The 12,850-nt window shown below is 61.4% G+C and carries 9 protein-coding genes and 1 pseudogene; all 10 read right to left on the bottom strand.

Annotation, left to right across the window (positions count from 1 at the left end; translation table 11 throughout):
- Positions 1–130: 130 nt before the first annotated feature.
- The 10 genes and pseudogenes from WDW90_RS30670 to WDW90_RS30625 all read right to left on the bottom strand — a co-directional run bounded on the left by WDW90_RS30670 (position 131) and on the right by WDW90_RS30625 (position 12,638).
- Complete coding sequence (locus WDW90_RS30670; protein ID WP_336491300.1) at positions 131–2,362, bottom strand: DNA polymerase; 2,232 nt, start codon at positions 2,360–2,362, stop codon at positions 131–133.
- 411 nt (positions 2,363–2,773) lie between these two features.
- Positions 2,774–4,906 (bottom strand): DUF927 domain-containing protein, encoded by a 2,133-nt coding sequence (locus tag WDW90_RS30665; protein ID WP_336491299.1) that lies wholly within the window; start codon positions 4,904–4,906, stop codon positions 2,774–2,776.
- Between the two features lies 1 nt (position 4,907).
- Complete coding sequence (locus WDW90_RS30660; RefSeq protein ID WP_336491298.1) at positions 4,908–5,582, bottom strand: DUF7146 domain-containing protein; 675 nt, start codon at positions 5,580–5,582, stop codon at positions 4,908–4,910.
- A 205-nt stretch (positions 5,583–5,787) separates the two neighbouring features.
- On the bottom strand, positions 5,788–5,991 hold the full coding sequence (locus WDW90_RS30655) for a helix-turn-helix transcriptional regulator (protein WP_336491297.1): 204 nt from the start codon (positions 5,989–5,991) through the stop codon (positions 5,788–5,790).
- A gap of 93 nt (positions 5,992–6,084) precedes the next feature.
- Entirely contained in the window at positions 6,085–6,831 is a 747-nt protein-coding gene (locus tag WDW90_RS30650) for a hypothetical protein (protein WP_336491296.1), read from the bottom strand.
- Between the two features lie 213 nt (positions 6,832–7,044).
- A complete protein-coding gene (locus tag WDW90_RS30645) occupies positions 7,045–8,805 on the bottom strand; it encodes an AAA family ATPase (RefSeq protein ID WP_336491301.1) in 1,761 nt (586 codons plus the stop codon).
- 965 nt (positions 8,806–9,770) lie between these two features.
- Positions 9,771–9,965: pseudogene (locus WDW90_RS30640) on the bottom strand (IS66 family transposase); the annotation flags it as partial.
- A 36-nt stretch (positions 9,966–10,001) separates the two neighbouring features.
- Positions 10,002–11,276: a tyrosine-type recombinase/integrase gene (locus WDW90_RS30635; protein WP_336491295.1), complete on the bottom strand. Its 1,275-nt coding sequence runs from the start codon at positions 11,274–11,276 to the stop codon at positions 10,002–10,004.
- A 574-nt stretch (positions 11,277–11,850) separates the two neighbouring features.
- Entirely contained in the window at positions 11,851–12,186 is a 336-nt protein-coding gene (locus WDW90_RS30630; RefSeq protein WP_336491294.1) for a hypothetical protein, read from the bottom strand.
- A complete protein-coding gene (locus WDW90_RS30625) occupies positions 12,183–12,638 on the bottom strand; it encodes a DUF6894 family protein (RefSeq protein WP_336491293.1) in 456 nt (151 codons plus the stop codon). The genes WDW90_RS30630 and WDW90_RS30625 overlap by 4 nt, the downstream gene beginning before the upstream one ends.
- Positions 12,639–12,850: the final 212 nt, after the last annotated feature.

Raw genomic sequence — 12,850 nt, 5'->3', positions numbered from 1 at the left:
GGCGAGCGCTAGCGCCGCCTGCTGACCGCACCGGTAGTCCTGGCTGTGCGTGCACACCGTGGTTGTCACGGCGGCCCAGAATCCGGGCACCCGCTCTCATCCCCGGCAGATCCCGTCGTACTCGATCGGCTCACCCCTTGGCTTCAGCCCAGTTCGGCCCCGCGTGGGCGTCTACCAACCCGGTGAGCGGGGCATCGGGTAGCAGGGCCGCGAAGGCCGCGCTCATCTCCTGTTCCAGCACCCGCTTCACCGAAGTGACCACCTCTGCCTCATCGTCGGCCTCGACGACGAACTCGTCGTGCACCTGCAGCACGAGGTCGTCCCTACCGCCTAGCTCAGAGCGCAGGCGCCGGCCGATGCGGATAGTGGCTTCCAGTGCGATCTCGGCGGCGGTGCCTTGGACCGGCAGGTTCAGGGCGAGGTTTCGGGCGTACTCACCATTCGGCTCCCATGCAAAGCGGTAAACCCGTCCTCCGATGGTCGCGGCTGTCCGGTTCATGCGGCTCCGGTCAGCCTGCTCCCGCTGCCATCGAGCCACGCCGGGGTAGGTGGCCAGGAAGCGATCGATCACGTGTTGGGCCTCGTCCAAGCTCATGAGAACGCCGTAGGCGTCTCGAGCGAACTCCCGCAGGCCGCCCGGGCCGGAGCCGTAGATCACGCCGAAATTCACCGCCTTCGCCTTTTGGCGAGCCGCTTTGTGGGCTGGGTTGGCTGGATCGAACTCCTCTGGGCCGATGCCGAGCATGCCGGCCGCCGTCACTGCGTGGAGGTCCAGCCCATTCCGGTAGGCCTCGGTCATCACCCGGTCGCCCGCTATGGCCGCCATCACCCGCAGTTCCAGCTGAGAGTAGTCGGCGACCACGAGCACCTTGCCTGGAGCTGCCACGAACAGTGACCGCATAGCCTCGGACTTCGGGATGTTCTGCAGGTTCGGCTTGGAGCTGGAGAACCGCCCGCTCTTCGCTGCCGCGATCAGGAAGTTGCCATGAAGGCGGCCCGTGTGCGGGCTGATCCGGGCGAGGAGCTTGTCACCGAAGTTCGACCCCAGTTGCGCCAACGCTGAGTACCGGACCAGCAGCTCGGCCCCGGGAAGGATGCTGTTCAGCCTTTTAAGGTGCTTAGCCTTCGTCGACAGGGCGCCGGATTCCGTCCGGGGCCATGTGGCAAGCCAATTAGAGCCTGTCTCCGCATCGAGGCACTCCAACCCACTCTTCAGCCATGCCGCCACCTGGGGGCCACTGGACGGGTTTGCGATTCCGATCTCAGCGATCTCCGCCTTGAGGCCAATCAGCTCCTCGTCCCAGCCGCCGGCCTGCCTCGCTAGCCCATCCCGATCCAGCGTGATGCCAGCCAGCTCCATGAGCGCGACCGGAACAACGGCCCCGCATAACCGGGACAGAGCCTCTCGGCCCCTAGGCAGAGCATCGATGCGCGGCTGAAGCGCCGATGCGAGCTTCAGAGCGAACACGGTGTCAAGGGCGGCATACGCCACCTGCTCGTCGGTCAGGCGATCGCGCCACCAGGGCGAGACCTGCGCGCCCTTCGGCAGCTCGATCTCAAGCGCCTCATGGACTGCCGCCTTGAGTGAAGGCCGACGGGTACCCTCTCTGCGCCTATCTGCGATGCCACGCAGAACGAGGCCCGACATCAAGATCGTGTCGAGAAGGTTGGCGTCGTCGAGCGCGACGCCGTTCGCCAGCAGCATCTTGGAGTCGAAGCTCAGGTTGTGGCCGACGAGCGTGCATTTCCAGATGGGCACAAGAGCCCCGCTGCCGAGCGGCACCCGGCGCAGATCGATGACGAGCGCCGCCATCCGACCGTCAATCTCTGCCGCGACCTGGAGCAGCCGGACCTCAGCCCGGAACGGGTCGAGAGCTGCCGAGGTGTCCAGGACGGGTTGTGTCTTGGCGGGGTGGCCATCCTTCGTGATGGTGATCGGCCGCAGCACCGGCAGGAACTCGGGACGAGGCGTCGTCTCGACATCGATGCCGAGAGTGTCAGCGCCGGCGCAGAGGCGTCTGACCTCTCGGGCAGCCAGCTGCTCGTCGTTGACGAAGATCAATTCGACCCCGAGTCGCTCCAGTAACGCAATTGAGGCTGTGCTCCCGGCAGGCAGAAGGACGGAGCGGATGCTGCCCCGCTGGGCCTCCAGCACTGCCCTGAGATCGGGGCAGAGAGCTTCCAAACCGTGCGCGATCAGCTCGCCGTCCGTCACACGTTCGTAGAACGTGGCACCAGCGGCTTTCGCTGCTGCGAGGATCTCGGCAACAAGCGCCGGAGGGGTGCTGCTTGCCGTCTCGCCGGCGACGAAGGGCAGAGCAGGGGAGGGCAGGTCGCGAGCAGGTGCCCCTTGCGAGATCACAGTCGCCGTGAGCCCTGCCTGAAGGGTGGGCAGAGATGCTCCGGCATCCGGCACAATGACGCCGATAGAATGCAGCTGCTCGCGAACAGAATTCCACGTAATTATTCCCACTGTCTGGAGCTCCCCAGATGCGCATCATGCGCAATTCTTGTTGCAGGTTGCATGACGACACAGATGGAGGGGTACTGGTGGTACTGGTGGTACTGCAGAGGAAAAGTCTTATCCCGAGACGTTACTGCGCAGGGTACTGAGGGAGACCGGAACGGACCCTGGCGACGCCAAGTTCCTCCAGTCCCACGGCCGGTACCACCCTGATCAGACCAGTTCCGCTCTGCAGTACCACCGGTACCCGGGTCCCGCCCTGCTGAAGGGCGGGACCGGTGAGGTGTGTAACAAAGGCCAAGCTACCGCTTAATTATCGCGCGGGCCTGTGCCGGCGGCATCCTCAAGGATGCGCATATCGAGGACATAAAACCGGCCGTTCCCGGACTCGCCGCCCCGAAGCACCTTCTCCTGCCGCTGAAGCTTGCCTTTATCAGTGAGGAGCAGCCCTTCATCCCGCAGATGCCGGGCCGTCTTCTCAGGATCGAAGCCGCGGCACAACTCGGAACGCCACGCTGTCGCCTCGATCAGAATGCGGTCACCCTTCACATAGCCGAGAGTATCACGCTTGTTCTCATCGAGCTGACTAGCGTATTCGAGCCGATGGCCGACCTCATCGATCCTGAGATGAATGAACCGTCCATGTAAATTCGCGACCAGGATCTCACGAATCTGCTCGACGGCACTGACAATCTCTCCCGCAAGGTCGAGTCTTCCCTTCCGAGCCTTCGCCCAACGCACCATGCACGCCGCGATACCAAGGTCGGTGTCGCCCATCGACCAGGGCAACATGCCGGCATCGATCGCCATCCGCAGCGCCGCAGCAACCAGAGCAAACCGGTTCAGGACAGACCTGACCTGCGCCGTTCCTGCCATGCGCACGGCAGCTACGGCGGGAAGGCTCAACCATGCATCACGATGCTCGCGGAGCTGCCGCTGAATCTCCTCGGGCCCAAGTTCGACAAGGCACTGCAACCAGTATTGGCCGACGGCTCCATGGAGTTGCGTTGTGAGCGGGTAGTACAGCCGGCCAATCTCCTCAATTTCGCCGATCGCGCACGTCTCAAATGCACTGCCCGGCTGAACTTCAGCCGGCACGTCGACCAGACGGACCGATAGGCCGGCTGGCACGCTCTCGCCACCTGCGGCGAGGAAAGCCTCCATCGTCGGCTCGCCGGTCGAGATGCCAAGAATGCGAAAGCTTTCCGTCGGCCTCAGATTGACATCCTGCGTTCCACGAAGCTTGGTGCTGCCATTCGCGAGAACATAGATGGCGGAGCGGATTACCTTCGCCTGACCCTCACCGATCTCATCGAACGACGCACCGACGTCAGAGCGCAGGACTGCGTACCGCTCGAGACCGACGCTCGTCGCAGTCCAGCTGACACCGAAGGCATCGGCTTCGCCCGGAACTTTCGGACGGCCCCATACGGACTGCCCGATCGCAGCCGCAAGGCTCTTGGCGATTTTTGACGCTCCGCATAGGTGAAAAAATCCGGGTGGTTCATTGGCCCAGTACAGCAAAGGTCCGGCGAATGCCGTTCCGACGCACAAGTGGATATTTGAGTTCTGCGCAAGAGGCCGAGCGATTTGGTCTGCCCATTCCGTTACGGTTCCTGACACACAGAGGCCGGTCTGATTTTGGATGGCCGCGGTCTGCAGCACCGGTCGTGCCCCTTCGAAGCCGGCGGGCACCAGAGTGCGGTCTGCAAGAACGAAAACCCATCTGCTATCGCTCTCGTGCCACCCGATTTGTGCGACGGATGTAATCCGATGACTCACCTCAGTGGTTAAGAACTCGACGATGGCTTGTCGTGCCGATTTTCCGAAAACAACGCCGACACCGAGTGCCGCGAGAGTAGATGCGATGTCATTTGTCTTCTCCGCCGCAATGAGAGCGTGCGAGATAGCAAGCTGCCTTGACTTGCCGTCACGGTTCGTAATCGTAAGATGGGTGCCCCAGTTCTCACCCCTGCGGTCTCGGGTAAGTGCCTCGATGTGAATCGGGGTGGTAGAAATCTGCTCCCATGTTACGACATCTTCCTTGTTGATCCGCCGGACGAAGACGCCCCTGGTTGAAACCCGAAAGCCTTCGCCATAGTATTTCCACTGAGACTGGGCGATGTTGTCCCCGATGGGGTCGGACTCCACCTCGCAGTCGTCCGGGTGTGCAGATACATCTGGCCGTTCTGCCGAACCCAGGAACGGGTCATTATCCGGCGCTTCCGGCGAAGGGCACTCTTCAACGTTCGCGACGCCAGCCGTGTATGAGTCTCCGCCATCGTCTAGGTCTGCTCCCGCATCGGTGCTAATGGACTCTGGAGGCTCAACCCAAGGCTGCTCCGATGTTTTCGTCTCGTCTTGTCTTGATTCGTTCGACCAACCGGTTTCGGCATCTTGCGAGCCGGCCACAACAGAAGAAAAGTGCGTATTGCTGTCCACTTTAGTGTCCTTTGATGAGATCGTTGAAGTCATTATATCCATCAGCCGGAATTCTGATCCGAGCTTGAACTCCCGCTCGCAATGCGCGAGCGCGTAGATGCATTGCGGCCTGCAGTCCGGTGGCGTCGCTGTCGGCAGCGATCCAAATCCTTCGGACTGTGGATGGCCACCGAAAGGATTTCATGCCGGCTGCACTAAGAGCCGACACCGTTGGCAGGCCAGTGAGTTGCTGGGCTGAAAGCGCCGTTTCAATGCCCTCTGCGATCACAAGCTCCTGCCTGACCTCGTAGATTGAACTCAGCCACACACCACCTTGACGAAGTTGTCCGAGTGCAAGCTTGTTTGCCTCGGCAGCAGCCTTCCTCACCCCCCCGTTTGCATCAGGGCTGCTGAGGAACGTGATGTGCACGCCGGACGGATGCAGGTGCTCGCCACATGCGCCATTCTCCTCGGGCACCCGCTCCACGAGCGAAACCATGGCCGGGTAGGACCGACCGTCTGACCAGTTTCGCTGGCCGCTACGGTACCGGATCGAGGGTGGGATCTGCTCGGTGATGCCCCGGCCACGAAGGTACTGCTCGACCGGCGTACCGGCCGCGGGAGCCGCCCACCGCCAAATCTGGATCGCCCGCCCGATCTTGGCTGGGTCGCGCTCTAACGAGACGACGAGTTCCAAGGGGATTCCGGCAACTGCAGCGATACCTCGCGAATTTCCGCAGGCGGCACAGGAGACAGCAATGCCGGCTCCCCGAACGAAGAGCGCCAGGGTCTGTTTGGAGTAGCTGCAGCAAGGGCAATGACCTCTCCACACGCTATCTCGGCCAAGCCGCATGTTGAGGCGAGCAGCCGCTTGAGACACGACATTGCGCAAGTCGGGCATTCTACTGCACTCCCCACTCGATGAGTGCGCGAATATCTTCAACGCGCCAAACGGTTGTCCTCGGCCCAAGCTTCACGGGCTTTGGAAACCTGCCGGATTTAACGCCAGACCACCACGTCGAGCGTGATACTGGAATAGGACCGGTCGGCGCTAGAATGGATGCCAGCCTAATAAATCCGGTCTCAAGAAAGTCTTTTCGGTTCATTTGAGAGCTCCTTGTTTCTAGGAGCCCTCTTTTTGCCCAGATACCCTCAGTTCGGAAGCGGAAGCTCGGGAGAGTTAGAGCGAAGCGGGCGCTCTAACTCTCCCGAGCTCGCATGCGGCGCGCCATCGTTTTGACAATATCTTGTATGCGGTCGTCCATACTCCTGTTCGGAAACCTCTGGTCTGGCCGCCACGCCTCAGGATCAGCGACTCGGACAGTTGCAATTATGAACTCGAGAGCATTCCATTTTTTCTCGGGTCCGAGACGCTTTTTCGAAATGGAGAGAGGGAGGCCGGCGCTCTCGGCCCACCGCAGCGCAGCCGACTCGATCAGGCCATGCAAGTTCACGTCACCCGGACCCGTACGTGCGGGCTTGCATCTTCCTGCGGCCGTACTCGCGAGTTCAGCAAAGCACTTCAGCTTCTCCGACAAGGACCAGATATCGGCGGCGCCCCAAGCCAGGGCTGTAGGAGCAGTAAGTGCCCAGGCTGCACCGTCATTGTCGAGCGTGCGTTCAATCGCAAGATGAAGGTCCTGAGCATCTCTCGCGAGCTTCTCAAGCTGCTCTCTGGTATCAGCGGGGGTCAAAGCAGGCTCGGACAATCTGGCAGCGCAATTGTTTCGGTATAATATGATGTCTCCCTCGAGATCGAATCGGTCGGCTTCTTTTAACCCGGAGAGCTCGGTTAACTTTTTCCAGTCGGCATCGCTTATTGTTCTGCTACCCCCTAGGCCAGAATAAGGATTTTCGAGGTTGTCTGCAAATCTTTCGCTTAACGTCTTAGCGCCGAGGGTGCTTGCCTGTTTTATGCGGTCGATAAGCGGCCTCTTGCCTTTCATGAGCCACCTCCATCGGCATTAGTAAAAGTGAGTTCGCACGTGCATGCAGCGGCGCCAATTGTACATTCGGTGGCGTCTCAAAACGTGGAGGCAGTTAGCAGAGAGCTAGTAACAACGATAACAAGATAACAAGGCATTCGCCCCCAAAAGCGCCCCTTGACAGACGCGGCCTTTTGCTGCGCTTGTTATCTTGTTATCGTTGTTACCGACATTCTAGACGTGACCACAATTGCCCTTAGCTGGACACCAGTAGCGACCGTGCCCGCACTTAATCACCTCGCCAGCCTTCACCATCTTGAGGAGAAGTTGCCGGACGTTGAGGCCGCGCATTCCGGTGGCCGCCGAGATGGCGGCAGGCGACAACGGCTCAGCGGCATTCCGCAGCGCCTCGAGGATTGCCCGACGCTCGTCGGTACGTCGGACCTCGCTAACGTCGCCGGCGATGGTCCAGCGACACGTCACGGGGTCAAAGTGGGCCGCCTTCTCGAACTCCTCTAGATCACGACCGCGACCATATAACGTCGTTCCCTGGCTCGTGCTTGCGAGTACCAGGACGCTGTCGACGGCACCGGTCAAACCCGTTGTCCCCAAAACGGTATCGATAGGGTCGTCTGCGTCCATCTTTCGGGTATGAGACACGACGACGATTGCCAGACCGACTTTTTCGGCGAGGTCGTTCAACTCCGACATGGCTGCGTAGTCGGCCTCGTAGTTGCTCTGCTGCTCGCCCTTCGGGTCACGGACCTTCGCTAGCGTATCGACGATTACAAGGCGCGGCTGCTCCGCTGCTTCTATCCACCTGCGAACCAGCGCAATCCCGCCATCCCTGAGACGTGGCATTGAGCAGATGAACGTCAGGCCCGCGGGCCAGTCCTCCGCCGTCCCAATCAGCGTATGCAGACGCCGCTTCAATCGCCGTGGATTATCTTCGAGAGCGGCATAGCAGACGTCGCCTCGTTCGCAGGCGACGCCTCCGAGCGCAGTTCCGCCAGTAGCGACAGCGATAGCGATGTCCATGCAGGCCCAAGATTTGCCGCGTTTGGGTTTGCCGGCGAAAAGTGTGAGACCTTCGACGATATAGTTGGGCACCACATATTTGATTGGAGGGAAGTACATCGGCTTGAGCTGCGCGGCCGTGAACCCAATCGGCTCGTGACCGTAGCGCGGTGAAACAGCGCAGAGAGCAGTCAGCTGCTGCGCATCCCCGCCCTTCTCGAGCCAGTTGGACACATCCTCCTTCGGCCCGAGGCCCGGAAGCTGGACCAACCGAACCTCACGTGCGATCCATTTCAGGTTCTCCGCAACAGTTCGGCCGTGACTGACGCCAGCCTCGTCGTTATCCATAAGGATGTTGACGATGCGCTCCCGGAACCAAGAGTTCAGGTCCGCAGTCCAGTTCCCGGCGCCGCCCGGGTTGGTAGTCGCTACAAATCCAAGCTTCGCAACGCTGTCAGCGTCCTTTTCACCCTCAGTTATGAAGACTTCGTCGGTGGTTGCTGCGCTTAGCTCGGGCAGACGGTAGGGGACTGGTGGTACGCCGTGCCGATCCCAGACCCAACGACCAGGTGCACTTGGATCTGGGCGGCGTTGGCTGAACGCCTTCGGGGTGAAGCGCACAACCTGAAAGAGCAGCTTCCCGCTCTCATCGCAGTAGTCATAGGTAGCGGTGATCCCTTTAAAAGCAGGCCGTTGCTCATTGAGAGAGATGACGGACTTTGCAGGAAGGAGTCGTTGCTCCCGCATCCACTCAATCGCTTCACCGTTTGCTAGTCCAGTTCGATCGCGGATCAGGTCGAGAACGCCACCACCCTTCTGCGCCTCATGATCGAACCAGATACCCCGACCGCAATCGATAGCGAGCGAGCCGTGAGTACCGTAGCGCAATTCCTTGGCCGTCGAGAGGCGGCGGTTAGGCTCGCCGAGCAGAATGCGTGCGACTGCCTCTATATGCGTGGCAAAGGCGTCAGGATTCATCACCCGCGAGCCCTCTCGCTAGGCCGCTTTCGGCTGCAGTGAGGTCGGATAGCAACAAAGCGCAGGTGCAGTGCCACGCACGCCTTGCCAGCACTCGCTATACGAGCTCAAAAGCTCTGCGAGTGAGTAGACAAGGAGGATGTCCTGTCATCCGCACTGGGCGGAAACAGGCGGCCTCTGAATCTTGGCAAACTTCAACTTCTTGCGAGAATCAGCGCGCCGAAGTGCTGCCGATCAACAACCCAAGTTTTTCTTTTGCCCAGATATTTAGCTCGTCCAAGGGGTAGAGCGGTATCCTGCCGGCTCTTTGAAACCGAGGGCCGCCACCCACGCTCGCATACTTAGCTAGAGTCGAAGGCGCGATCTCGATTCCATGCTCGCGCGCAAGGTACTGCGCCGCCTCCCATCGACGAAGCCGCGGCTTATCGGATGCGCATCGGAGATAGGGCTCTCCACGGGCCGACCCCTTATTCAGCGCTTCCCTACTGGCCATAGTTAGTCCTCCAGCGCCTTTGCAAGTGCTGCGGCGCCGTTAGCCAGAGCGCAACGGCTGCGCCTTGTAGCGGACAAGATATATATCTAGAAAACTGTGTCAATGTCTATAATAATACCGAAATTCGCCCCGAGTCCTGGAGGATGTTCTGTTGACAAATTTGTCAATACGGGACCCTCAAAATGTCAATAAGGAATTCTATTGGAACCTATCGGAAATCGCGCGCTAAGGCGCTGGCGGAGAATGATTTTTTACGCGCTTGGTCAGGAAGGTGGAAGGCCTGCTTTTATTGACAACTCACATTGAGTCTCAACAAGCCCAACGCTTGCCATCGACTGATTAACTCATTGTAGCCGAGTTCACTGGCGTCGGTCGGAAGGCAATGGTGAAGTTAGGCCGACCACCGAATTCGTCCTCACGGGCTGCTTGGTTGAAGCCCACTTCAAGCTGCTCGGAAACCCGATCAGCAGCTGCGACGAGGACGGGTTACCACCGGCGCAATCGCCGACAGCTCGATCCGCTCTAACACGCTGACGACCCGGGCTGGAAGACCGCCGTGCGGATGGCCGCCGCAGCAGGTGCAGCGGTCGGGACGATGCTATACGACCGCGTCGGGATCCGCGCTGGTGACCCGGCTGTGGCCCTCACGGTCCGGCTTGGCTCCTCCGGTGCCGACGTGAGGATCGGCTCGAAACCGTGCCGCTCACACTATACCGCTTGGCGCCAGGAACCCGGAGCATACCGTTTTAGGATAACTTTTGCCGAACTTAGCGGTCCAAGCATTCACAGATCTTGAAGGATAGCGCAGATCCGCTCGGCCGCTGCGTTCGCGGCAGCCGTCAGTGGCTGCATCAGGCACGTGCGCGTAGCGGGCCGTCACACCGGGAACGCTGTGGCCGAGCAGGCCGGCGATGGTCAGCTCTGAGTATCCCATGCCTGCAGCCGTCGCCGCAAACGAATGGCGCAGGACATGCACCGTGACGCCCTGCAGCTTGGCACGTGCGCGGAGCCGATCCAGCACCTTCGGTAGGCCGACGAAGTGCCCGTTGCCACGCTCAGCCGGAAACACCCAGGGCGAGCCGTTGGGGCAGGGCAGGGCACCAAACGCCGCCTTGCCGATCGGGCGGAGCTGCGCACCGCTCTTTGTATCCTCAAACCGGATGCAGCTATGCTCCTCGTCCAGCCAAGCGCGAGGCAGGGCAAGGGCTTCCATGCGCCTGCAGCCCGTCATCAGCAGGAAGCGGACAGCCGCGATCCCGGTGGCCGTCTCGCCGTCATTCTCAGCCTCCCGCATGGCGCGACCAAGCCCACCGATCTCGACCGCCGAGAGGAACCGCCGCTGCTTGCCGTCCGGCGAGCGCCGGACGCCGCGGGCAGGGTTCACCGTGATGATCTTCTTACGCTTGGCGAACTCGAGGATGGTACCGAGCATACCGACCGTACGCGAGGCTACGCCTTTGCCACCAGTGGTGACGCCACCGACGCCGGTACGGGCCGCGGCTGTCTTCCCAGCCTCGATATCCCGCTGCATGGCTTCGACATCGTCGGAGGAGAGGGCAGGGACCCTGCGCGTGCCGAGGAGCGGCTTCACGTGCCGTTCGATGCGGCTCCGGTCCATCGCCAGCGTCGAAGGCTTCACGCGGCCGACAGCATCAACGAGGTAGAGATCACACAGCTCGGCCAGCGTCAGGGCTTGGCGGATTTTATGGCGTTCGGCAGACGGATCGGCGCCGCGCACTACCTCGCCAAGCCTCTCACGAGCAACCTTGCGAGCCTCGTCGGGCGTCACAGAACCCACACGGGCGATTGCGAGCTTGCGCTGGCGCCCTTCGGCTGTGCGATACTTCACGATATAAGTCGCCACGCCGGTCGGCATGATGCGCACACCAAAACCCTTCAGCTCGCTGTCCCAGGCGTAGGCCTCCACTACTGCGTTAGGAGTTAGGCTATCGACGAGCCGCTTTGTGATCTTCGGCATGTGACACTCCCGGCCCCTCTCCGCTCAGTACCGCGGAACCACCGCGGAACCAGATAGGAGAAAATCGGCGCCTATCTACGAAGGCTCAGGCAAACTCAAGCGAAGCCAGATTACAAGCTAAATCAACGGTTTAGAAAAGACACGAAAGCTCAGGAAAACATGGGAAATCCGGATACCCCAACCTTGCCAAGGTTGGGGTCGAGGGTTCGAATCCCTTCGCCCGCTCCAATTTTCCCAACCAGACAAATGCGTTACGAAGAGCCGCCGCCGGGCGGCTTTTTCGTATTCGGGCGCGTTCGACACCGGGTCAGCACCATAAGGATTGTGCTTGTAGGAGGGGCCGGATCGAGGCCCTTCGAACACGGCGCGCCGCCCCTCCATGCGGAGAACAATGGTCCGGCAATGACCTGTTTCCTGAGCATGCCGAACCACGCGAAGAAGGGGCGGTCCGCTCCATCCGGGCCGGGCCCGTACAATTGAACGGCAACGACCGCGGCGACCGATCCTACGAGAAAACGGGGCCCGCGAAGCCGGGTCGAGAAGCGTTGCATCCTTGAGGGTTCGAGGAGCTGGGTCAGGCCTCGCGCGATTGGAGGCCGATCTTTGCCGACGAGGTGTCAGGGCCCGGCCGGTCATCGCCTTGGGAGCGGCGGGAGGCCAGAACCTCCAGGATGAGCTGCTGATGCCTGCGGCCCTCCACGAGCGTGCGCCGCATCGTCTGCAGCAGGACCTCGGCCAGAGACGTATCCCAGCCTTTCGCGTTCATCTCCTCGATGGCGATCTCCTGGTCGGCCACACGCCTCTTCCAATCAGCGAGATGCCGGGTGGCCTGAACGAGGTGCTCGTACTCGCGCTCCAGCCAGATGAGGTGATCAAGCTCGCGGTCGAGATCGGCCAGTTCCGGGGTCATCGCACGCCTGCCTCCCGGCGCTCCGACCACGCCTGAAAGGACCAGAGCAGGGCCGACTGGGTCACCCGCATGCGCGCCGCCTGCCTGCAGGCGCACTCCATGTTCTCGTGCAGCCGCGTCGCCTCGCGGCTGATGGCCAGCGTGAGCAGATCGAGCCGGTTGAACAGCGCCTGCGTCTCCGGCGAGAGCGCGGGTGCCGTCGGCCGCTGCGTTCTCGGCCTCCGGGTCACCCGCTCCAGGAAGGGTACCTCCATCAGGAGCTGGTCGGCCCCATCCCGGATCTCGAAGGCGCAGGCGGCCGGGTCATGCCCGTCCCGCACCAGCTCGGCCATCAGCTGCGGGATGGTCTTGCAGACGTCGAGATAGGCCGTCTCCAGGTCCGGGCGAATCATGCCGGTCTCATCGCGCTCCAGACCGGCTGCCGTCCGCAGATGGAAATGGTAGAGCGTCATCGAACCTCCTCGACCTGTGCTCACCCAGGTCCCGCCGGCTTTGGCGCCGCCGTGGCGTTCTACCCGAGTTGGTCATCGGCCCCATTGGCGTCGAGGTGACGCCCCTCGCGGTAGAGGTGCAGGTAGTTCACGTTGAACAGCGACACGGCCTGGAGCGCGGCGAGATCCGGGATCGTGAGGTACCGGCCCCTCAGCACGATCAGCCCGGAGCC

This window comes from Methylobacterium nigriterrae (assembly GCF_037106235.1).
GTDB lineage: Bacteria > Pseudomonadota > Alphaproteobacteria > Rhizobiales > Beijerinckiaceae > Methylobacterium > Methylobacterium nigriterrae.
This window is presented reverse-complemented; position numbering and strand designations above follow the sequence as displayed.

Bases quoted from the DNA above. Each gene is read 5' to 3' on its own strand.
- WDW90_RS30655 (WP_336491297.1), bottom strand. From the start codon at position 5,991: ATGAACCGAAAAGACTTTCTTGAGACCGGATTTATTAGGCTGGCATCC.
- WDW90_RS30650 (WP_336491296.1), bottom strand. From the start codon at position 6,831: ATGAAAGGCAAGAGGCCGCTTATCGACCGCATAAAACAGGCAAGCACC.
- WDW90_RS30645 (WP_336491301.1), bottom strand. From the start codon at position 8,805: ATGAATCCTGACGCCTTTGCCACGCATATAGAGGCAGTCGCACGCATT.
- WDW90_RS30635 (WP_336491295.1), bottom strand. From the start codon at position 11,276: ATGCCGAAGATCACAAAGCGGCTCGTCGATAGCCTAACTCCTAACGCA.
- WDW90_RS30630 (WP_336491294.1), bottom strand. From the start codon at position 12,186: ATGACCCCGGAACTGGCCGATCTCGACCGCGAGCTTGATCACCTCATC.
- WDW90_RS30625 (WP_336491293.1), bottom strand. From the start codon at position 12,638: ATGACGCTCTACCATTTCCATCTGCGGACGGCAGCCGGTCTGGAGCGC.